At 62.0% G+C, this 22242-nt stretch carries 20 protein-coding genes; 12 read left to right on the plus strand and 8 right to left on the minus strand.

Features of this window, described 5'->3' with window-relative positions; genetic code table 11:
* Window positions 1–185 precede the first annotated feature (185 nt).
* The 4 genes from pnp to DDE76_RS12965 form a co-directional block, all read right to left on the minus strand.
* The gene (pnp, locus tag DDE76_RS12950) at window positions 186–2321 is read right to left on the minus strand and encodes a polyribonucleotide nucleotidyltransferase (RefSeq protein WP_104892554.1); all 2136 of its coding nucleotides are present in this window, start codon (window positions 2319–2321) and stop codon (window positions 186–188) included.
* Window positions 2322–2630: 309 nt separating this feature from the next.
* Window positions 2631–3002 carry a 30S ribosomal protein S15 gene (rpsO, locus tag DDE76_RS12955; RefSeq protein WP_425430630.1) on the minus strand — a complete coding sequence of 124 codons (372 nt, stop codon included), beginning with the start codon at window positions 3000–3002 and terminating at the stop codon, window positions 2631–2633.
* Between the two features lie 97 nt (window positions 3003–3099).
* A complete protein-coding gene (locus DDE76_RS12960; protein WP_104892553.1) occupies window positions 3100–4806 on the minus strand; it encodes a sensor histidine kinase in 1707 nt (568 codons plus the stop codon).
* A 50-nt stretch (window positions 4807–4856) separates the two neighbouring features.
* Window positions 4857–5051 (minus strand): hypothetical protein, encoded by a 195-nt coding sequence (locus tag DDE76_RS12965; protein ID WP_104892552.1) that lies wholly within the window; start codon window positions 5049–5051, stop codon window positions 4857–4859.
* Window positions 5052–5145: 94 nt separating this feature from the next.
* Here DDE76_RS12965 and miaB point away from each other — a divergent pair, with 94 nt between their 5' ends.
* The gene (miaB, locus tag DDE76_RS12970) at window positions 5146–6555 is read left to right on the plus strand and encodes a tRNA (N6-isopentenyl adenosine(37)-C2)-methylthiotransferase MiaB (protein WP_104892551.1); all 1410 of its coding nucleotides are present in this window, start codon (window positions 5146–5148) and stop codon (window positions 6553–6555) included.
* A gap of 8 nt (window positions 6556–6563) precedes the next feature.
* Window positions 6564–6770, plus strand: coding sequence for a hypothetical protein (locus tag DDE76_RS19570; RefSeq protein ID WP_157955793.1), 207 nt, complete (start codon window positions 6564–6566; stop codon window positions 6768–6770).
* A 249-nt stretch (window positions 6771–7019) separates the two neighbouring features.
* Here DDE76_RS19570 and DDE76_RS12975 read toward each other — a convergent pair whose 3' ends face one another.
* Together DDE76_RS12975 and DDE76_RS12980 are read right to left on the minus strand one after the other, a co-directional pair.
* A complete protein-coding gene (locus DDE76_RS12975; protein ID WP_104892550.1) occupies window positions 7020–7298 on the minus strand; it encodes a helix-turn-helix domain-containing protein in 279 nt (92 codons plus the stop codon).
* Entirely contained in the window at window positions 7267–7605 is a 339-nt protein-coding gene (locus DDE76_RS12980; protein ID WP_245891906.1) for a BrnT family toxin, read from the minus strand. Before DDE76_RS12980 ends, DDE76_RS12975 begins: the two co-directional genes overlap by 32 nt.
* Before the next feature lie 105 nt (window positions 7606–7710).
* Here DDE76_RS12980 and DDE76_RS12985 point away from each other — a divergent pair, with 105 nt between their 5' ends.
* The 3 genes from DDE76_RS12985 (at window position 7711) to DDE76_RS12995 (ending at window position 10379) form a co-directional block, all read left to right on the plus strand.
* Window positions 7711–8772, plus strand: a complete 1062-nt coding sequence (locus tag DDE76_RS12985; RefSeq protein ID WP_245891907.1) for a PhoH family protein — start codon at window positions 7711–7713, stop codon at window positions 8770–8772.
* 11 nt (window positions 8773–8783) lie between these two features.
* Complete coding sequence (gene ybeY, locus DDE76_RS12990; RefSeq protein WP_104892548.1) at window positions 8784–9260, plus strand: rRNA maturation RNase YbeY; 477 nt, start codon at window positions 8784–8786, stop codon at window positions 9258–9260.
* Window positions 9261–9458: 198 nt separating this feature from the next.
* Window positions 9459–10379 carry a hemolysin family protein gene (locus DDE76_RS12995; protein ID WP_104892547.1) on the plus strand — a complete coding sequence of 307 codons (921 nt, stop codon included), beginning with the start codon at window positions 9459–9461 and terminating at the stop codon, window positions 10377–10379.
* Window positions 10380–10561: 182 nt separating this feature from the next.
* Here the strand turns inward: DDE76_RS12995 and DDE76_RS13000 are convergent, their stop codons facing one another.
* Together DDE76_RS13000 and DDE76_RS13005 are read right to left on the minus strand one after the other, a co-directional pair.
* Window positions 10562–13477 carry an FAD-binding and (Fe-S)-binding domain-containing protein gene (locus DDE76_RS13000; RefSeq protein ID WP_104892546.1) on the minus strand — a complete coding sequence of 972 codons (2916 nt, stop codon included), beginning with the start codon at window positions 13475–13477 and terminating at the stop codon, window positions 10562–10564.
* Between the two features lie 83 nt (window positions 13478–13560).
* On the minus strand, window positions 13561–14493 hold the full coding sequence (locus DDE76_RS13005) for a LysR family transcriptional regulator (protein ID WP_104892545.1): 933 nt from the start codon (window positions 14491–14493) through the stop codon (window positions 13561–13563).
* Window positions 14494–14940: 447 nt separating this feature from the next.
* Here DDE76_RS13005 and DDE76_RS13010 point away from each other — a divergent pair, with 447 nt between their 5' ends.
* From DDE76_RS13010 to DDE76_RS13040, 7 genes are all read left to right on the plus strand, one after another.
* Window positions 14941–16218, plus strand: coding sequence for an ABC transporter substrate-binding protein (locus DDE76_RS13010; RefSeq protein WP_104892544.1), 1278 nt, complete (start codon window positions 14941–14943; stop codon window positions 16216–16218).
* 3 nt (window positions 16219–16221) lie between these two features.
* Complete coding sequence (locus tag DDE76_RS13015) at window positions 16222–17163, plus strand: carbohydrate ABC transporter permease (RefSeq protein ID WP_104892543.1); 942 nt, start codon at window positions 16222–16224, stop codon at window positions 17161–17163.
* A gap of 112 nt (window positions 17164–17275) precedes the next feature.
* Window positions 17276–18049: a carbohydrate ABC transporter permease gene (locus tag DDE76_RS13020; RefSeq protein WP_425430631.1), complete on the plus strand. Its 774-nt coding sequence runs from the start codon at window positions 17276–17278 to the stop codon at window positions 18047–18049.
* 4 nt (window positions 18050–18053) lie between these two features.
* On the plus strand, window positions 18054–19073 hold the full coding sequence (locus DDE76_RS13025) for a Gfo/Idh/MocA family protein (protein WP_104892541.1): 1020 nt from the start codon (window positions 18054–18056) through the stop codon (window positions 19071–19073).
* Window positions 19070–20149 carry a Gfo/Idh/MocA family protein gene (locus tag DDE76_RS13030; RefSeq protein WP_104892540.1) on the plus strand — a complete coding sequence of 360 codons (1080 nt, stop codon included), beginning with the start codon at window positions 19070–19072 and terminating at the stop codon, window positions 20147–20149. Before DDE76_RS13025 ends, DDE76_RS13030 begins: the two co-directional genes overlap by 4 nt.
* A gap of 18 nt (window positions 20150–20167) precedes the next feature.
* Window positions 20168–21223: an ABC transporter ATP-binding protein gene (locus DDE76_RS13035; protein ID WP_104892539.1), complete on the plus strand. Its 1056-nt coding sequence runs from the start codon at window positions 20168–20170 to the stop codon at window positions 21221–21223.
* A 342-nt stretch (window positions 21224–21565) separates the two neighbouring features.
* Window positions 21566–22018 (plus strand): ABZJ_00895 family protein, encoded by a 453-nt coding sequence (locus DDE76_RS13040; protein WP_158672387.1) that lies wholly within the window; start codon window positions 21566–21568, stop codon window positions 22016–22018.
* Window positions 22019–22242 lie beyond the last annotated feature (224 nt).

Consider the following 22242-nt stretch of genomic DNA (forward strand, 5'->3'; position numbering starts at 1 on the left):
GGACGTCATGCGCGTCACGCTTATGAGTAACGCTTGATGGCCTTAACGTGGCGCCAATACGGCAGTTCCTCGCTGCAATGTGATGGAGGGGCCGATGTTGCAGGAATGCCACGACATCGTTGAGCCAAACGAAAAGGCCGGGCACATGCCCGGCCTTTCCTGCTTTCGCTTCCTGGAAACGCGCCTTATTCGGCTGCATCTTCCTTGGCGATTTCCTTGCCGGTTTCCTGGTCAACGACCTTCATCGACAGGCGCACCTTGCCGCGCTCGTCAAAGCCGAGCAGCTTGACCCAGACCTTGTCGCCTTCCTTGACCACATCGGTGGTCTTGGCCACGCGCTGGTCGGCGAGCTGGGAGATGTGCACCAGGCCGTCCTTGGCCCCGAAGAAGTTCACGAAGGCGCCGAAATCAGCGGTCTTGACGACTGTACCCTGATAGATGGCGTTGACTTCGGGCTCATCGGTGATCGACTTGATCCACTTGATGGCGGCATCGATCTGCGAGCCGTCCGAGGACGAGACCTTCACGGTGCCGTCGTCTTCGATATTGATCTTGGCGCCGGTCTTTTCCACGATCTCGCGGATCACCTTGCCGCCGGTGCCGATCACTTCACGGATCTTGTCGGTCGGGATCTTGAGGGTCTCGATGCGCGGGGCGAACTCGCCCACTTCACCGCGGCTCTCGGCCAGGGCCTTGGCCATTTCACCCAGAATGTGGATGCGGCCTTCCTTGGCCTGGGCCAGGGCGATCTTCATGATCTCTTCGGTGATACCGGCGATCTTGATGTCCATCTGCAGCGAGGTGACACCCTCTTCGGTGCCAGCCACCTTGAAGTCCATGTCGCCCAGGTGATCTTCGTCACCCAGGATATCGCTGAGCACGGCGTATTTCTCGCCTTCCAGGATCAGGCCCATGGCAATGCCGGCCACCGGGCGCTTCATCGGCACGCCGGCATCCATCAGCGCCAGCGAGGTGCCGCATACGGTTGCCATCGAGCTCGAGCCGTTGGACTCGGTGATTTCCGAGACCACGCGCAACGTATAGGGGAATTCCTCGATCGAGGGGCGGATCGGGTTGATGGCGCGCCAGGCGAGCTTGCCGTGACCGATTTCGCGGCGGCCGGGCGAACCCATGCGGCCGGCTTCACCAACCGAGTAGGGCGGGAAGTTGTAGTGCAGCAGGAAGTTCTGCTTGTAGGTGCCTTCCAGGCTGTCGATGAACTGTTCGTCATCGGCAGTGCCCAGCGTGGCAACGACCAGCGCCTGTGTTTCGCCACGGGTAAAGATCGCCGAGCCATGGGTGCGCGGCAGCACGCCCACTTCCGACACGATCGGGCGGACCGTGGTCAGGTCGCGGCCATCAATGCGCAGGCCCGTGTCCAGCACGTTCCAGCGCACCACCTTGGCCTGCAGCGACTTGAACACCGCGCCAATGGTCTCGGCGGCATAGGTACCGTCTTCGATCTGGGCGGCAAACTTTTCCTTGACCTTGGCCTTGGCGGCGTCGACGGCGGCGTAGCGCTCTTCCTTCTTGGTCAGCTTGTAGGCGTCGCGCAATTCGGTCTCGATGAAACCGAGCATTTCGGCTTCCAGCGCCGAATTGTCCTCGGGTTCGAAATCGCGGGCGTCCTTGGCAGCCAGTTCGGCGAGCTGGATGATGGCGTCGATCACCTTGCGGCTCTCGGCATGGCCGAACATCACGGCGCCCAGCATCACCTCTTCGGAAAGCTCATGGGCTTCCGATTCAACCATCAGCACGGCGTCGGCAGTGCCGGCCATGACCAGGTCGAGCTTCGAGTCCGAGCGGCGGTCGACCGGCAGGTTGAGCACATATTCGCCGTCCACGTAACCGACGCGGGCCGCGCCGATCGGGCCCATGAAGGGCACGCCCGAAATGGTCAGCGCAGCCGAAGCCGCGACCATGGCCAGCACGTCCGGATTGTTTTCCAGATCATGCTGCAGCACGGTGACGACCACCTGGGTCTCGTTCTTGTAGCCATCGGGAAACAGCGGGCGGATCGGGCGGTCGATGAGACGCGAAACCAGGGTTTCGTTTTCAGTCGGACGGCCTTCGCGCTTGAAATAGCCACCCGGGATCTTGCCGGCGGCAAAGTATTTTTCCTGGTAGTTCACGGTCAGCGGGAAGAAGTCGATGCCCGCCTTGGGCGACTTGGCGCTGACAACGGTGGCGAGCACGACGGTTTCGCCCAGCGTGGCGAGCACGGCGCCATCGGCCTGGCGGGCCATCTTGCCGGTTTCGAGCGTCAGAGGCTGACCGCCCCAGTTGAGCTCAACCTTGTGGTGATCAAACTTGATCGACATGTCTGTATCGTCTTTCCATTCTGCCGGAGCGCGGGAACGCGGAACTGGGCAAGATTCCACGAACGCTGCCGGTGTGCCCGCACCGATGTCGCACCCCATGTGCGCCACCGGCTCAAAATCAGGCACGGTTTCATCTCTGGCGCGGACAGAACATGGACAAGACAATGAGCTTCTCCAACAGCGGAAGAAGCTGATAATCCTGCCATGCCCCGGCGGCGCCGGCCCATGGCGCCAGATGCAAACATCCGGCATGCCCCGCAAAAAGGGCAAACCGGCGCGGAAGGCCTCTCCCGCGCCGGTCAGTCGTTCTTAGCGACGCAGGCCGAGCTTTTCGATCAGCGTCTTGTAACGGTTTTCGTCGATCCGCTTGAGATAGTCGAGCAGCGAGCGACGGGTCGAAACCAGCTTGAGCAGACCACGACGGGAATGGTTATCCTTGTTGTGGCCCTTGAAGTGCTCGGTCAGGTTCGAGATACGCTCGGACAGGATCGCAACCTGAACCTCCGGCGAGCCGGTATCATTGGCCTTGGTGGCGTATTCCTGAATGAGCTGGGTCTTGCGTTCAGCAGTAATCGACATCGGGCATATCCTTTCAAAACGTGAGGATGTTGGTCGCCCCGGCCGGGATGTCGTCCAGGAGGGGCCGTGTTCATGCAGGGCCCGGGCCGCAAGGCCCAGGATTCCGGCTGGCGCTGCTATAGGGCAATCGGGGGGCAAAAGCCAGAATTTATTGGCGCCTGCCCGCCGCGTCGCCCGGCCGGCCAATCGGCATCCCGGTTCAGCCGGTCGAGGCCGGCTCGTCCGGCCGCTCGGCCGCAAAATCGGGGTCCAGCGCACTCAGGGGCACTTCAAAGATCCACTCGACGCCATCGTGGTGAATTTCGCGCTCCACCTGTGCGCCCAGGGCGCCACCCACCATGGTGCGCAACACCACGGTGCCAAAGCCCGTCCCCTCGCCCAGCACCAGTTCCCGGCCCAGATATTCACGCCAGCGCATGCTCAGCGTCTCGCCATTGGTCTTCCAGTGCAGTTCCAGCCGGCCATCGGGCTCGGTAAAGGCACCATGGCGCGTGGCATTGGTGGCCAGCTCATGCAGCGCCATGCCCAGAATCTGCGCGCCCTGCGGATTGATCCTGATATCGGGCCCCCCAAGCGTGAGCCGGCTCGCCTCGGGCGGCCGGAACGGCGCCAATTGCTGGTCGGCCAGATCCGACAGCATCACGCCGGCCCGGCCATGGGCCAGCAGCAGGTCAGTGGACCGTGCCAGTCCCATGATGCGCCGCTCCAGCGCGGCTACATAGCTTGGAATGTCGCTTGCCCCGCGCGCGGTTTGCTTGGCCATGGCCGCTATCACCGCCATCTGGTTCTTGGAGCGATGCGCCAATTCGCGCATCAGGAAGCGGATATCCCGGTCCGCGGTCTGGCGCTGTTCGGACGCCGTGGCCAGCGCCTGCGAAACCTCGGCAATTTCGGCGATCGGATAGCTGCGCGGATAGACCGCCTCGCCCCGTCCCAGCCTTGCCGCATCAAGCCGCAGTCCCTGCACGGACCCGCCGATACGCCGGGCAATCAATGCGGCAACACCCGACGCCAGCATCGCGATCATCACGCCCCAGAACCCAAGCTGAAGGATCGAATCCTGCAAGGGTTTTTGCACCTGCGCGGCCGAGGCCCAGGCGATGATACGCCAGCCGGTATAGCCCGAGCGCCACTCTGCGGTGACCACGCGCTCGTCATTCCATTGTTCCTGGGCCCAGCCACCTTCGGGCACATCGTCCAGATTCTGGCGAATGGGCAGGATGGAGCCGATTTCCAGCCCCGACTCTGCCGTCGCGGCAATCACCGCATTATTGGTATCCACCAGCGCCGCGTGCCACCCCTCTGGCATCTGCCGCGATTGCAGCGCCGGCACCAGATTGCGGGCGTTCTGCGTCATGGTCACCAGCCGCACCGGCTCGACGTCACTCACCGGCAGCCAGACGTTGAACACGTAGGTTTGTGCGGTCTGTCCGAAAAACAAAGGGGAAATCGTTGCTACCCCGCGCTCGATGGCACTTCGCGCGGTCTGCGCGTCAGAACTGCCGCCCAGTTCCGCCCCGTATTCGACCCGCGTATTGAGCAATTGCTGGAAACTGTCATCGACCGCAATCAGATAGGAGCCAGTGCCGGCCAGGGCACTCAGTGCCCGGTCGTGAAAGCCCTCCAGATCACCCTGTTCCAGCGACTGGCTGGTTGAAAGCACCCGCAGCGTTGTCGCCATGCCATTGACCTCGCGGTCAATCGACTGGCCCATGGCCTGAACGGTGGTATTGGTCAGCGCAGCCAGAACCCGCTGCTGGGCGTCATGGGTGCTGTTGAGCAGCACCAGCGCCGCGACCAGCGCCGGGATCAGGATCGCCAGCACCAGTGCAATCAGATAGGCCGCAATCGGCCATCCGCGCCGATGCGTCGCCTCCGCCCCCTGTTGGACGCTTCTGTCCTTCATCTGCCCCAGCTTTCCTTGCCTGCGTCGCAGTTCTAACTGCGTCGGGTTACTCAATACTTGGCGCTTGCATCGCTGGCTGGAAAACTCTCGTCCACCGCCTCGTCGGTCTCGTCCCAGTCTCCGGGTTTGTCGGCCATGTTCTCGGGTCCGGCATTGCGCACCTGCACCGGTGAAGCCGAGGGCCCGGGCTTGTGCCCGTCGCGCAGGGCGGCGGCATCCTCGGACCTATGCGTGTCGTCAGCCATGTCTTTGCCTTCCTCTGAACTCGTACAACACGCGAAAGACACGCTGGTTGCAGGGGCATGGCATCTCCATTGCGGCTCTGGTAAACAGCGCGCCATGAGCGAGATTGAAACCATGCCCCAGAACGCGTCCAAGCGCGTCTTCATCAAGACCTATGGCTGTCAGATGAATGTCTATGACAGCGACCGCATGGCCGATGCCCTGGCCCCGCACGGCTATATGCCGACCCAGGAAATCGGCGAGGCCGATCTGGTACTGCTCAACACCTGCCATATTCGCGAAAAGGCCAGCGAGAAGGTGTTCTCCGAGCTGGGCCGTCTCAAGGAATTGCAGGGCGAAAAGCGCGCAGCCGGTGGTGACATGATGATCGGCGTGGCCGGTTGCGTGGCGCAGGCCGAGGGCGAGGAGATCGCCCGCCGCGCCCCGGTCGTCGATCTGGTCTTCGGCCCACAGGCCTATCACCGCCTGCCCGACATGTTGGCCAGGGCGCAAAGCCAGCGCCACATGCATCCGGCGCTCAAAAAAGCCGTCATCGACACCGATTTCCCCGAGGAAGACAAGTTTGCCCACCTGCCGGCGGCCAGAAAGGAAGCCACCATTGCCCGCGGGCTGACGGCCTTCCTCACCGTGCAGGAAGGCTGCGACAAATTCTGCTCCTTCTGCGTCGTGCCCTATACCCGCGGCGCCGAAGTCAGCCGCCCGGTGTCCCAGGTGCTCGACGAAGCGCGGCTCCTGGTCGACGCCGGAGTCAAGGAAATCACCCTCCTGGGTCAGAATGTGAACGCTTATCATGGCACTGATGGCGCCGGCCGCGATATCGGCCTGGGCGAGCTGTGCTATCTGCTGGCCGAAATTCCCGGGCTGGAGCGCCTGCGCTACACCACCAGCCATCCCCGCGACATGGATGATGGCCTGATCGCCGCCCATCGCGACCTGCCGCTTCTGATGCCTTATCTGCACCTGCCCGTGCAGTCCGGTTCGGACCGCATCTTGAAGGCCATGAACCGCAAGCACACCGCAGCCGAATATCTCTCCCTGATCGAACGCATCAAGGCCGCCCGTCCCGATATGGCGCTCTCGGGCGATTTCATCGTCGGCTTCCCTGGCGAAACCGACCAGGACTTTGAGGACACGCTGACCATCATCCGCGATACCGGTTATGCCTCGGCCTATTCCTTCAAATATTCGACCCGTCCCGGCACGCCGGGCGCCAATCTGGGCGACCAGGTGCCCGAGGAGATCAAGACCGAGCGGCTCTATCGCCTGCAGGAACTGGTCAACCAGCAAACCACCGCCTTCCACGCCTCCATGGTCGGCAAGACCCTGCCGGTGCTGGTCGAGCGGGTCGGTCGCATGCCCGGCCAGGTCGGCGGGCGCTCGCCCTATCTGCAGGCCGTGCATCTGGAAGGCGCCACCGATCTCATCGGCGCCATCCGCCAGGTCGAAATCATCGGGACGAGTACCAATTCGCTGGTCGGGCGGCTGGTTCGGGCCTCTGCGGCCTGACGATTGGTATGAGACCCCATCCTGCGTTCAAGGGCCGGGCAATTCCCACCTCTCACGTGCTGGGCGCGGTCACGCTTAAGGCATTATCGGTCAGCGATCTGGACCGAGACTTCAGCGCGGTTATCGACAGTGCGGCTGAAATCAAGGCCGCCAATCCCGGATCGAACTGGCCCGATGGGCTGACCCGGGAGAAAAACCTTATCGATCTGGCCTGACACCAGCGCGAGTTTGAGGCGCGTCGCAGTTTCGCCTGGGTTATCGAGAATGCGGCCGGGGACTACCTTGGCTGTCTCTACATCTATCCCTCGATCACTGGCGATCCCACTGCCGAAGTGACTTGGTGGTGGCGCAAAGGCGCGCAGGTGTCCCGGCAGGACTTTCGGGCGAATGTGATCGAATGGTTGGCGAGCGACGGATGGCCGCAACTGACCTACAAGGTGCAAGAAAGTTGACCCAGGTGTCCGCTACGCCACGGTCTTGGCCACCATATCGGGATGTTGCCCAATCACTTTTACATAGGCAACGGCAAAGTCCGGTGCGGTCGCCCGCGCTTGCTCCCAATCCCGCAAAGTACCGACCGGCACGCGGAAGCGGGCGGCAAATTCGGCCTGGGACAGACCAAGGCTCGTGCGTGTCATGCGGATCAGGCGTGCGCGCTGACCGCGCTCCAGGCCCTGGGCCGTGACGTCGAAGTCTTCGGGATCATTGGGATCAGCCGGCAGCACTATAGTTTCGCTCTTCATTCCTATTGCTCCTTCGCACTGACATGAAGCGGGGCAGTTCGCCTCTCCAGACGAAGACCCCGCTAAACAATTTGCCGCCGACCAGGCCCACCACTTTGAACCGCTCTTCGCCGTCTATTTCGCGGATCGAGGGAATAATCTGGTGGTTCTCGTCCTCGAAAATTCGATCGCCGAAGGTCAGGGACACGCCATGCTTGGCAAGGTTGATCGTGTCCTTGGCGGGGTCGAACCTGTCTGACGTCATTGCAGATATATACGGGATTTCCGTATAAACCGCAATCGTCTTGCGATCCTTCGCAAGCGTCACAATATTGCTACAGACAACGCACCCAAATCAGCCTAGCCTCGTCTTCGTCAGGGCGACGCGCTCCGCGGCGCCCCTTTCGGGAGCCGAGAAAGTTTGAGCAGGCACTTGCCACCCACAGCCGATAACGCCCTCGCATCGCAACTCGAACTCGCCTTTGAAGACAATCGCCTGGCTGCTCAGCTTTATGGCGATTTCGACCAGAACCTCGCTTTGATCGAACAGCGTCTGACCGTGTCGGCAACCCCGCGCGGCAACCATGTTCTGCTCAAGGGCGCGGCCTCCAAGGTCGACCAGGCGCGCCGGGTGCTTGAATCGCTCTATGCCGGGCTCGAAGAGGGCCGCAGCATGGATATCGCCGATGTCGATGCGGTCATCCGCATGATCGAGACCGAGGACAGCCAGTTGACGCTGCCAACGCTGGAGCGCAAGGGCAAGGTGCGCATGGCCCAGATCGCCACGCGCAAATCCACCATTGTCGCCCGCACCCCGGCCCAGGACGCCTATATGCGCGCCATGGAACGCGCCGAGCTGGTTTTTGGCACCGGCCCCGCCGGTACCGGCAAGACCTATCTGGCCGTGGCCCATGCCGCCTCGCTGCTCGAACGGGGCGATATCAACCGCATCATCCTTTCCCGCCCGGCCGTCGAAGCCGGCGAGCGCCTGGGGTTCCTGCCCGGCGACATGAAGGAAAAGGTCGACCCCTATCTGCGCCCGCTTTACGATGCGCTTTACGACATGATGAAGCCCGAAAATGTCGAGCGTTGCATCACCTCGGGCATCATTGAAGTGGCCCCGCTCGCCTTCATGCGCGGCCGGACCCTCTCCAACGCCGTGGTCATTCTCGACGAGGCGCAGAACACCACCTCGATGCAGATGAAGATGTTCCTGACCCGTCTGGGTGAGAACTCGAAAATGATCGTCACCGGCGACCCCTCACAGGTCGATCTGCCGCGCGGCGAAAAATCGGGTCTGGTGGAAGCGGTCAAGCTGCTCGACGGGGTGGAAGGCGTGCATGTCTCCCGCTTTGGCGACAAGGACGTGGTGCGCCACGCGCTTGTCGGGCGCATCGTTCGGGCCTATGAGGCTGACACCGCGCGCCGCCTCGCCGAAAAGGACGGGGACCGCGAGGGTCTGGCGCGGACATTGGGCGCCGCGCCCCGGAGCTGAACCCCACGCCGATGACCGCCTCGCCACCGCTTGAAATCGCCGTCATCCGCAATGCGGATGGCTGGCCCGATCATTTTGATGCCATCGCCGAAAAGGCGGTGCTGGCAGCCCTTGCCGGCGCCAGGCCGAAAATAAAAGGTGCCGCCGAGATCTCGGTCCTGCTCACCGATGATGCCGAACAACGCCAGCTCAATGCCCAATGGCGCGGAAAAGACAGTGCCACCAATGTCTTGAGCTTCCCCCAGATTGACCCGTTTGCGCCCGTCATGGGCCTATTGGGGGACATCACCCTGGCGCGCGAAACCCTTGAGCGTGAGGCGGCCGAGCTGGACAAGAGCCTTGAGGATCACTTCACCCACCTTATGGTGCATGGATTTCTCCACATTTTGGGGTATGATCATATTTCTGAGGCCGAGGCTCTTCAAATGGAGGGGCTGGAAACCAAGATATTGGCAGGGCTTGGGATCGACGATCCCTATGCTGAATAGGCTTGTGCCAGGAACCCCGGATCGTCTGGGGCATTTCCGGTCTCTTAGGACAGTCAATGAGCCGCCTTGTGCGGCGCGAGATGCATGAACGATAGCGACAGTAGGGCCCTACGGGTGGCCGAAAACCCCGAACCTCCTTCTAGTCCCGCCCCCGCCGCGTCGCGGGGGCCGAGCCTGTGGAGCCGTATCAAGGGCCTGATGGCCCGGACCACGGTTTCGCTGCGCGACGACCTGCAGGAAGCCCTCGACGATACCGGTGGCGCCGAAACCGGCGACTTCTCGGAGAGCGAGCGGCTGATCCTGCAAAACGTCCTCAAGCTTTCCAAGGTGTCGATCGACGACGTCATGGTGGAGCGCTCGGACATTCAGGCGGTACCCTCGGATATCAATCTGGGCACGCTGCTCGCCCGCTTCCGCCAGGTCGGCCATTCGCGCCTGCCGGTCTATGAGGATGGGCTCGACAATATTGTCGGCTTTATCCACATCAAGGACGCCCTGCGCAAGATCACCGAACCGGTCACCGATCCGGAAAAGGATGTGCCGGTCAAACTGCTTTCGACCGCCCTTCGCCAGAAGATCGGCAAGCTGGGCATTTTGCGCAAGGCCATGTTCGTGCCCACTTTCATGCCGGCGGCCGACCTCCTGCAATCCATGCGCGCCAGCCGTACCCATATGGCCATTGTGGTCGACGAATATGGTGGCACCGACGGGCTTGTGACCATTGAAGACCTGCTCGAAGCCGTGGTGGGCGAGATCGAGGACGAACACGACGTCACCGAAGCCGCATTGATCCGCAAGGTTGGTGAGGATGTCTTTGTCGCCAATGCCCGCGCCGAACTCGAAGACGTGCAGGCCATGATTGGCCCCGATTTCGATCCCGGCGATCACGCCGAGGATGTCGATACCATTGGCGGCCTGGTCTTCGATCTGGCTGGCCATGTGCCCAAGCGGGGTGAGCGGATCAACGGCATCAAGGGTTTCGAGTTCGAAGTCCTCGCCGCCGACAGCCGACGCGTCAAACGCCTGCGCATCCACCGCAAGCGCGACCAGATCGTGGCCGTCGAACCCCTGGCCATCACCGACCAGCGCTCGGTCCTCGAAAAACAGGCGGCGGAGTGACGTCGCGCTGCCCCGCTGCGTCCCCTTGCCCCTTCAGGGGAGAGGGTAGCGGAGCCGGGAGCGAAGCGACCTGGCAAGGCTGGAGTGAGTGGAGAAAGCCCCTCATTCTTGTCTGACCTTGCGCTTCCCTCCCCACCAGGGGAGAGAATGAGGGTGGGGTGACTTTGGCCGTATCCAGCGTCCTACCGGCTCGCCCATTCCAGCAGGCTCGCCAGGCTCACAAACGGCACGCCGGCCCGCTCGCTCAGCCCCGATGCACAGGTCGACACTGTCGAGACGCCCAGCTCGCACCCCTGTGGAATGTCATTGCCCACCCGCCGGGTCGCATGCGCGTTGAGCTCGGGCAGGAACAGCCCCTTGTCCCCCGCATAGCCGCAGCAGGTGATCGATGAGAGCACGGCGACGGTTTCCGCACAGGCCGCCGCCACCGCCTCGGTTGATGACTGCTCGAACAGCCGCTGGGCCGAACAATTGTGATGCACGGCAAGGCTCGACAGCCTTTGGGTGATTGTCAGTTTTGGCAGCACATGCTGGGCCAGGAACTGTGCCGAATCCGCCACCGTCGAATCGCCCGGAAATTCCTTCAAATGCTTGGCGCAGGTCGAGGCGTCCGTCACCACCTGCAGCCGCCCGGCATCCGACAGGGCCGACAATTCACTCCTGAGCGCCCCGCCCACCTCGGCGGCCTGCTCGGGAAACCCCTTGGATTGAAACGGCTGGCCGCAGCATTGGCCATTGAGCTTTTCCGGCACGATCACGTCATAACCGGCCCGCTCCAGCAGCGCGATCATCGCCGCCGGCGTATCGAGCAGCCCATGTTGGGTCTTGGGTGCGCCGAACATGCGGCTGGGGCAGGCGGGGAAATAGACCACGCTCGGCCGCCCGCTCTGGGCAATCGGCACCGGAAAGCCGCTCGTGCGCGGGTCCTGCCGGCTGTCCCGCGCCTTGGGTGCGCCGGGGCCGCGATGCAATGCACGGGACACGCGGGGCACGCGTTTTCCGCTCAGCCGCCGTGCCGTGTCGGTCACTGCCTCCACCGCCGGCGCGGGAATGACCGCGCGGGCCATGTCGGCCACCGCCACTCCGCCCCGCATCATGGTTTCCACGGCGCCCCGATGGTCAGCGGCAAAGCGTGCCACCGACTGGGCCGTATCCCCCCGCCGCCTGGCCCGCTCGCCCAGGATCATCGTGCCGGTTTCGATGCCCACCGGGCAGCGCAGCGAACACAGATTGCACGCCGCGCAGGTGTCCATGCCGGCATATTGGAAATCGGCCTCGAACCGGGCCAGCCGCGCCGGGTCTTCCCCGGTTTCGCGCAATCGTGCCCTCTCGCGCGTCACTGCAATGCGCTGGCGCGGCGTCAGCGTCATGTGGTGGCTGGGACAGGCCGGTTCGCAAAAGCCGCATTCGATGCAAAGGTCCACCAGCTCGTCGCTCAGCGGCATGACCTTCAAGTTCTTGATATGGATTTTGGGGTCGTCATTGAGCAGAACCCCCGGATTGAGCAGTCTTTCCGGGTCGAAGATCGCCTTGATTCGGCGCATCAACCCATAGGCCTTGGCGCCCCATTCCGCTTCCACAAAGGCGGCAATCGCCCGCCCGGTGCCATGCTCGGCCTTGAGCGAGCCTTGATAGCGCACCGACACCAGTTGCGAGAGCTCCTGGTTGAACACGTCGAATTTCTCCGCCGCGCCGCTTTCCGCAAAATTGTCGCTCATCTGGAAGTGCAGATTACCCGCCAGCGCATGCCCGAAAATGATCGCGTCGTCATAGCCATGCTTGTCGAGCAGGTTGCGCATATCGACCACGAATTCGGCCAGCCGCTCGATGGGTGCGGCCACGTCTTCAGTTAGCATCGAGGTGCCCTTGGGCCGTGCCGCCCCGCCCGAGGTGAAGAACCCCTTGCGGATATCCCACAAGGCCGCACTGCGCTGCACGTCGCGGCTGAGATCAATATGGGTGGCACCATGGCGCTTGAGCAGGTCTTCGGTCCTTGCGATTTCGGCCAGCAGCGTCGCCTCGTCCGGCGCCGTCACGTCGATCAGCACGGCCGGGGAGTCCGCGGTCAGCCAGGGCAGCAGCGGGGCCATGGGCGGCAAATGCTCCACCGTCGCCAGCGCCCGGCGCTCGATATATTCGGCTGCCGTCACGCCGGTGGTCACCTGCACCCCGCCATTGGCCATTTCGATAATGGCGCGCCCTGCCGCCTGCGGATCGGGGAAGGGGACGAGGCCCGTGGCCTTGAACGGATGCTCGGGCACCGTGTTGTAGGTGACCTCGGAGACAAAGCCGAGCGTGCCTTCCGAGCCCACCATCAGATGGATCAGGATCTCGAGCGGGTCGTGATAATCGACCAGCGCATTGAGCGAATAGCCCACCGTGTTCTTGATCCGGTATTTGTGCCGTATCAGGTCCACCAGTTCAGCGTCGTCCATCACCTCATGGTGCAACTGATGGATCTGTTCGAGCATGGCCGCGTGGCTGATGCGGAAGGCGTCGCAACTGGCCGCATCGCCCGAATCGAGCATGGTGCCATCGGTGAGCACGATCCTCAGGCGCGCCATGGTGTGATAGGTGTTCTGCGCCACCCCGCAGCACATGCCCGATGAATTATTGTTGACCACCCCGCCAATCTTGCAGGTGGCCTGGCTGGCCGGGTCCGGCCCGATCTTCTTGTCAAAGGGTTTGAGCGCCCGGTTGGCCTCGGCCACAATGATCGCCGGTCCCAATGTCACCTGTTCGGCGCCCGGGTGAATGTCCAGCCTGCGCCAGCCATCGCCCAGCACCGCCAAGACGCCATCGGTCACGGCCTGGCCCGACAGCGAAGTGCCTGCGGCCCGGAACGTCACCGGCAGGCCCTCGGCCCGCGCCGCCCTGAACACGGCGCGCACATCGTCCTCGGAATTAACGAACACCACCACGGCCGGGATCAGCCGGTAGGAGCTGGCATCCCCGCTCCAGGCATAGGTCATCAGCGGGTCGGTATGGATGGCGCCCTGGACCTGGCCTTTGAGGCGCGCGGCAACGCGTTCGCCGGCGGCCTGGCGGTCAGGGGTCGGGGCGTGGGGCTGTAGGGAGAAATCGAGGGTTTGCTGCATGTCTTCTAGCTAACATGTTAGTGACAGGCGGGAAACACAAATCACAGCGATATGGCCCTTGCCTGCGTGGCGATCGCGCACCCCTAAATGGTCGGTTCCCACGCCGGCAGTACCGCATGGCAGGCCCTGGTGATCCGCCCGATCAGTTCTTCGACCCGGTCTTCGCCGCGCCGTTCCTTGAGCACATAGATGCCGGTCACCGCCCGGCGCGGCTCATTCTTCTGCACCACCTCGACCAGGCCGTGTTCACGAAAATGATCGCGCAGCACATGGGTGTGCACCAGCACTGCATCGGTCGCCAGCGCATAGTCGATGCAGGCCGCCAGCGAATTGGTGCGAAACGCCACGCTGGTCCGGTCGAACACCGTTTCCACACGCGTGCGCCGGCGGGAGGGGTCGAAAAACCGCTCATGCCGGCTCTCGGCCAGTGAACTGATCACGATGGGGTAGCTGTCGATTTCCGTCAGGCTCCGCGGCGTGCCCAGCAATTGGTGCTCTGCCCGCACGAAAAAGGCATTATAGACCCGGGTCAACGGCACGAAATCGGTGCCGATGGCGCTGCTTAGCCCCTCGATTTCATGGGCCAGGAACATCGATATGTCGCCTGAGAGCATCTGGTCCATCAGCCGGAGCTGGTTGCCCAGGCTGATCTGCACCGGCGCCTTGGGAAATTCGCGCTGATAGGCCACCACCATGTCGCGCAGGAACATGGTCCACCACGAATAGCCCGAGCCGATCGACATGCCGCGTTCCGAGCCGCGCTTCTGGTCGGCAATGGCGTTGAGCGTGTTGTCATAGAGCCGGCGCATCAGCCGCGCGTTTTCATAAAGCGTCTCGCCATAGCGCGTCAGCGTCATGCCCCGCGAGGAACGCTCGAACAGGGGCGCCCCCACGGTTTCCTCGAGCTTGTTCATATTGAAGCTCAGCGTCGGCTGGGTGATGAACAGGGCGGTCGCCGCCCCGCTCAGCGATCCGGCATCGGCCACGGCCAGAAATTGGGTAAGCAACTTGTCCATCGGCGATCCTCCCCGATCCGCTACCGACTATAGAAATTATCTATAGTGTCACCGAAATTTCGTAGTTTTCCAACTGGCATTTTTGCGCCACTCTCCCCCACGAGAGGAGATGGCAGCCGCCCTGAGGAGATCGGCCCGCCCATGCAATCCGACACCGCGGACGCGTGCAGCCGCCTGGCTGTCCTACACCGCGCGTCAGGGTGGCGGATTGGCTTCCATACAAGATTGTTGCTGCATGCGCATCTTGTATGGTAAGGGCGTAACTGGCTGGTTATTTTGCTGCAGGTGGGTTCGCTTCTCTGTGAATGAAAACCGGGGCTAATGATGATTGACAAGCGCATCAGAGGCTCTAACGTAGTAACCAGTTGGTGACTTAGCGGCGGGGAGGTCGCTGATCACACCCGGTTCCGCACTGGCGGAACGGCAACTGTTCATGGGAGGAAAGACATGACAATTCGACTTGGACGCCGTCAGTTCCTGATGGGATCTTCGGCATTGGCGGCCGCCGCCGCTGCGGGCATCAGCCCGGCCTTCGCCCAGAGCGCCCTGCGCCTGATCTTCTGGGGTGGGCAGGCGCGTGCCGACCGCACTTATGCCGTGACCGATCTCTATGAGGCCGCTGGCAATCCCGGCCTTGAGGCCGAGTTCCTGAGCTGGAATGACTACTGGCCCAAGCTGGCCACCCAGACTGCCGGCGGCACCGCCCCCGACATCATCCAGATGGACTATCGTTACATCGTGGAATACGCGACCCGTAACGCCATTGCCCCGCTCGACGACGTAATCGGCGATCTGGGTGAATTCGACGCCGACCAGCTCGAAGGCGGCAAGGTCAACGGCCAGCTCTACGGCATCTCGCTGGGCGCCAATTCGGTGGCAACCCTTGCCAACAAGAAGGCCATTGAGGAAATCGGCGAAACCGTCCCGGACAATTCCTGGACCTATGCCGATCTCGAACGCCTCGGCGAAGCCTTCAAGTCCGCCGGCAACGGCATGGTGGCCTTTTCCGACGGTTCCGGCACCGAGCCTATGCTCGACAACTGGCTGCGTCAGCGCGGTCTGGCCCTCTACACCGCTGACAACAAGCTCGGCTTCACCGCCGATGATGCGGTCGAGTGGTTCCAGATGTGGAACGGCTTCCGCGAGAAGGGCTACATCGTCGACGCGGAAACCCAGGCGCTTGACACCGGCACTCCGGAATCGAGCATGGTGGCCACCAAGAAGGCTGCGATGATGCCCTCCAACTCCAACCAGTTGGTGATTCACCAGTCGATCAACGATGATGAACTGACCATCACCTCCTACCCGCGCATTGCCCCGGGCGTTGGCGGCGGTCATTATCGCAAGCCGTCCATGTTCTTCTCGGTCGGTGGGTCGTCCGCCGATCCGGCGGCAGCAGCGGCCTTCATCAACTTCTTCGTCACCAATCCCGAAGCTGGCGCCATCCTCGGCGTGGAGCGCGGTATTCCGTGCAACTCCGCCGTGCGTGAAGCGATCACCCCGACCCTTGATGAACAGAGCCAGATCGCTCTGAACTTCGTGGCGAACTTGGGTGACCTGGTCGGTGCCCTGCCGCCATCCCCGCCGGCTGCTGCTGGTGAAATCGACCTCAACCTGCTCCGCGTCATCAGCCAGGAGGTCGCCTTCGGCGCCCGCTCGGCAGAAGATGGCGGCAAGGCCTTCGTCGAAGAAGCCACTGCAATTCTTGCTCGGGCGAATGCGTAACAAATGACTGTGCATGCGGCAGACGCGGCTCCGCAAGACGCCGCATCCGGCACATCGAAATGGTCGAGGGCGTGGCAAAACCACGCCCCCGGCTATCTCTTCCTGTTGCCTTGGTTCATCGGGTTTTTCGGCCTCACCATCGGGCCGATCATCTCATCCTTCTATCTCAGCTTCACCGATTTCGATCTGCTGACCTCGCCAGAATGGATCGGCTTGGCGAATTACGAGCGCATGTTCACCAATGACCGCGCTTTTGCCACCTCCATGCGGGTCACCTTCACCTTCGTGCTGTTCTCGGTGCCCTTGAAGCTCGCCTTCGCGCTGGCCATCGCCATTCTTCTGAACAGAGGCATGAAGGGGCTGCCGCTTTATCGTGCGGTCTTCTACCTGCCGAGCCTGCTCGGCGCATCGGTGGCCATTGCCATTCTCTGGCGCCAGCTCTTTGCCGGCGACGGCCTGGTCAACCAGTTCCTCTCCATCTTCGGCATTGTTGGCCCAAGCTGGATTTCCAACCCCAATTATTCGCTCTGGACGCTGATCGTACTCTCGGTCTGGCAGTTTGGCTCGCCCATGATCATCTTCCTCGCCGGGCTTCGCCAGATCCCGCAGGACATGTATGAGGCCGCCTCTCTGGACGGCGCCAGCAAATGGCGCCAGTTCTGGAAGATCACCCTGCCGCTCTTGACGCCGGTGGTGTTCTTCAACGCCATCATCCAGACCATCGAGGCCTTCAAGAGCTTCACCCCGGCCTTCATCATCTCGAATGGCACCGGCTCGCCGATCAACTCCACGCTGTTCTACACGCTCTATCTCTACAACGAGGCCTTCTCCTACTTCCGCATGGGCTATGCCTCTGCGCTGGCCTGGTTCCTCTTGCTGCTGATCGCGTGCTTCACGGCCTTCTCCTTCCTCACCTCCAAATACTGGGTGCACTATGACGATTGATGCTCCCAAGCTGACCGTGGTCACCGGCGCCGAGAACGATCCCAGGGCCCGCCTGCGCAAGCGCATCTTCTCCGTGCTTGCCCATGCCCTGCTGATCGGCGCCTCGATCCTGATGCTCTATCCGCTGCTCTGGCTGCTCGCAGCCTCGTTCAAGCCGGAAAACGAGATCTTCACCTCGGGCATCTGGCCCAGCCTGAGCTGGGACATCGACAGCTATTTCCGCGGCTGGAACGCCATGCGGGTGAGCTTCACGGTGTTCTTCATGAACTCCTTCGTGATCGCCTTCCTCTGCGTGGTTGGCAATCTCATCGCCTGCTCCATGGCCGCCTATGCCTTTGCCCGCCTGCAGTTCAAGGGCCGCAATTTCTGGTTCGCCATGATGCTGATGACCCTGATGCTGCCCTATCAGGTCACGCTGATCCCGCAATATGTGCTGTTCCGCGATCTGGGCTGGGTCAACACCATCCTGCCTTTGGTGGTGCCCAAGTTCATGGCCGTCGACGCCTTCTTCGTCTTCCTCATGGTGCAGTTCTTCCGCGGTATTCCGCGCGAACTGGACGAGGCGGCGATGATGGATGGTGCCGGCCCCTGGCGCATCTATTGGAAGATCATGCTGCCGCTCTCCATCCCCGTGCTGGTGACGGCCGCCATCTTCACCTTCATCTGGACCTGGGACGACTTCTTTGGCCCGCTGATCTATCTCAACCGCATGCAGGACTATACCGTCATGCTCGGCCTTCGGACCTTCGTGGACTCCACCGGCGAGAGCGATTTCGGTGGCCTGTTCGCCATGAGTGTGCTCTCCATCGTGCCGATTTTCGTCTTCTTCCTTCTCTTCCAGCGGCTGCTCATCGAGGGCATCGCCACGACCGGTATGAAACGCTAAGTCTATGTCTGATATCAAATTTGCCGCCATCGGCATCAACCATGCTCATATCTACGGGCAGGTGGAATGTCTCAAGCGCGCCGGCGCCCAGTTCGTCGCCTTCCACGCGCCCGAGGATGATCTTGCCAAGACCTTTGGCGAGCGCTTCCCCGAAGCCAAGCGCGTTTCCGACCCCGCCGCCATTCTCGAAGATGCCTCGATCGGCGTCGTCGTCACGGCTGCCATTCCCGGCGATCGGGCCGAGATTTGCCTTGCCGCCATGCGCGCCGGCAAGGACGTGCTGACCGACAAGCCGGGCATGACCACCTTTGCCCAGCTCGAGGAAATCCAGCGTGTGCAAAAGGAGACCGGCCGCATCTTCTCCGTGCTCTATTCCGAGCATTTTGAAGTCCCGGCCGCCGTCGAGGCGGGCAATCTGATTGCCAGGGGCGCCATCGGCCAGGTGGTCAACACGGTCGGGCTGGGTCCGCATTCGCTGCGCCTCAACAACCGGCCCGACTGGTTCTTCACCCGCAAACGCTATGGCGGCATCCTCTGCGATATCGCCAGCCACCAGTTCGAGCAGTTCCTGTACTTCTCCGATGCCATGGATGGCGAAGTGGTTTCGGCCAGCGTCGCCAATCGTGGCCATGCCGACAAGCCGGGCCTGCAGGATGTAGGCGACGCCCATATCCGCACCGCCACCACCTCGGGCTATATCCGTGTCGACTGGTTCACCCCCGAAGGCCTGCCCACTTGGGGCGACGGGCGCCTGACCATTCTGGGCACCGAGGGCTATATCGAATTGCGCAAATATGTCGATATCGCCGGCCGTCCGGGCGAGAACCATCTGTTCCTGGTCGACAAGAAGGGCGTCCAGCATATCGACTGCTCCAATGTCGACCTGCCCTTTGGCCGCCAGTTCCTCGACGACGTCCGCAATCGCACGGAAACCGCCATGCCGCAGCAGCGCTGCTATAACGCCATGAAAATGGCACTGACTGCTCAGCAGATGGCCGAAACCGGAACGGAGTGGGCCCAATGAGCCGCGTCCTCAACGTCGCCGTCGTCGGCTGCGGCATCGGCCGCTCCCACATTGTCGAGGGCTACCTGCCCAATGCCGACAAGTTCAAGGTGCTCGCGCTGTGCGATCTCAACCCCGAGCGCCTCGACCAGGTCGGCGAGGAATTCGGAATAGAGCGCCGCATCGTCAATTTCGACGAGCTGCTTACCATGGACGATATCGATATCATCGACGTCTGCACGCCCCCTGGCGCGCACTTCTCCATGGTCACCCAGGCTCTTAAGGCCGGCAAGCATGTCGTGTGCGAAAAGCCGCTGGTCGGTTCGCTCGAAGATGTCGATGCCATCATCGAGGCTGAAAAATCCGCCAAGGGCAAGCTGATGCCGGTGTTTCAGTACCGTTTCGGCAATGGCATCGAACAGGCCAAGACCATCATCGACGCCGGCATTGCCGGCAAACCCTATTGCGGCACGGTGGAAACCATGTGGCGCCGCGAGGCCCCCTATTATGCCGTGCCCTGGCGCGGCAAGTGGAAGACCGAGCTGGGCGGCGTCCTCATGGGCCATGCCATCCACCCGCACGATATCTTCACCTATCTGATGGGCGACATCGCCAAGGTGTTCGGCCGCGTCGCCACCCGCGTCAATCCGATCGAGGTGGAAGACACCATTTCCGCCTCGCTCGAAATGAAGTCCGGGGCCCTGGCCAGCTTCACCGCCACCCTGGGTTCGGTAGACGAAATCACCCGCATCCGCCTGCAGTTCGAAAACGTCACCATCGAGAGCGATCACGCCCCCTATAATCCGGGCAAGGAACTCTGGAAAATCCTGCCGCGCAATGACGAGGTCAAGGCGCGGATCGACAAGGCCTTGGCCAATTGGCAGCACGTGCCCTCGCGCTTCCAGACCCAGATGGCCCGCTTCCACGACGCCATATTTGATCGTGGCGAACTGCCGGTCACCAGCGCCGATAGCCGTCGCGCGCTCGAGCTGGTCACAGCCTTCTACCACTCCTCTTCCACCCATTCCGAAGTCGCGCTGCCGCTCGGCCCCGATCATCCGCTCTACCAGAGCTGGATCCCGGCCGAGTTCCGCTAAAGCGAGGAGAACAAAACCATGGCAACCTCCATCCAGTTGCGGCAGATCAAGAAGGCCTATGGCGATGTGCAGGTCATCCACGGTGTGGACCTGACCATCGATCCGGGCGAGTTCACGGTGTTTGTCGGCCCCTCGGGTTGCGGCAAGTCCACCCTGCTGCGCATGATCGCCGGGCTCGAACCGATCACCGGCGGCGACCTGGTGATCGACGGTCAGCGCATGAACGAAGTGCCGGCGGCCAAGCGCGGCATCGCCATGGTGTTCCAGTCCTATGCGCTCTACCCGCATATGTCCGTTTACAAGAACCTCGCCTTTGGCCTCGAAACGGCAAAAATGCCCAAGGCCGAAATCGCCCAACGGGTGCAGAAGGCCGCCGAAATCCTCAAGATCGAGCCGCTCCTGCAGCGCAAGCCCAAGCAGCTCTCGGGCGGTCAGCGCCAGCGCGTCGCCATTGGCCGTGCCATCGTGCGCGAACCCAAGATTTTCCTGTTCGACGAACCGCTGTCCAATCTCGACGCTGAACTTCGCGTCGCCATGCGCGTTGAAATCGCCAAGCTGCACAATGATCTTGGGAACACCATGATCTATGTGACCCACGACCAGGTCGAAGCCATGACCATGGCCGACAAGATCGTCGTGCTCCGCGCCGGCGTCATCGAGCAGGCCGGCGCTCCGCTCGATCTCTACAACAATCCGCGCAATCTCTTCGTGGCCGGCTTTATCGGCTCGCCCAAGATGAACTTTTTGACCACCTCGGTGGAAAACAACGCCCTCAAGACCGGCACGGCCAGCGTTTCGCTGGGCCGCGACGTCACCGGCGCCACCACCCTTGGCATCCGCCCCGAACACATCACCATTGCCGATGGCTCGGGCGTCAAGTTCGCCGATGTCATTGTCGATCTCGTTGAAAATCTCGGCGGCCAGACCGTGGTCTATGCCACCACCAAGGACGGCCAGTCCCTCACCATCGTGCTCGAAGGCCAGCGCGATGTGGCCCTGGGCTCCACCGTCGAAGCCTATCTCGACCCCACCAAGGCCCACATCTTCAACGCCGAAGGCACCGCCATCCGGTAGGCTTCGCCTCGTGCCGCAGGCAAAATCTCCCCGGCGGGGAGATTTTGGAGAAGAAGGCCCTGAGAGCGACGCTCGTATGGCGGGGCGTCTCAACCGCGACCACAAATCGTTACCCCCGGGCCTGACCGGGGGTGCTTTGTCTTGCGGATTTGGGGTGGGTAGGGGACTGACGGGTTTTGCCACTAGCAATCTGAAAGCGGACTTTCGACTGCACTAGGGCCGTTGTCGCTCGTCAAACATCCAGTGTGACGGACAACTAGCATTTCTCAATCTACGGACTAGGATGTGCACATCATATTGGGGAGCCTTGAAGATATGGAGCGCGTACAGGAAACGTCCGTCTTGGCAATCCGTCTGATAGCTTGGTACGTCGCTGCGCTGATCGGCTTTTGGATTCTTCAGATCCTTCTTAGTGTTTTGATGAATGTTAACTCGTCAGTTGGTGGGATGGTGGCAGTCATTCTGGTCGCCATGATCCCAGGCGACATCTATTTTCGGCGCACAGGCCAACTACCCTCGAACGGTTTCGGTTGGCGCTTGGCGATCGCGTTCGCCCTAAGCAGCTTATGTGTCAGTGCACTTCAGCTTGTTGCGTCTATAGGCCTCGGCAACGTCCAAATTCAATCGCTCGCGAGCGACCCTCAGTTTCTGCTCGTCTTGCTATTCTTTCACATTGTCATCCTCGGCCCGCTGAAATGGTGCTTCGGTTGGGGAGCATCCACACGGCAACGCGCGGTAGAGCGAAAAGCCGCAAAATCCGCCTCGGCCGAGCGGAAGACGTTGGCAAATGATTGATCAGGTAGATCGGGGCAGTGACCGGAAGGCAATGTCAATTCGATCAGTGACGGCTATCGGGCAGACCCCGAGGGTCTGCCAGTGACAACAATGGGGTCGAGGCTGTGTGAGAACTCCGCGCGGCTGTTGGCTCAGGTAATTTGCGATGGAGCACCTAGGCTCCCTTCATCCTGTTATCGCCCTGAGTGTTGAAGCAACGCCGGCAACGGCGATGGCGCGCTTGA

This window comes from Devosia indica (genome assembly GCF_003056405.1).
GTDB classification, from domain to species: Bacteria; Pseudomonadota; Alphaproteobacteria; order Rhizobiales; family Devosiaceae; genus Devosia; species Devosia indica.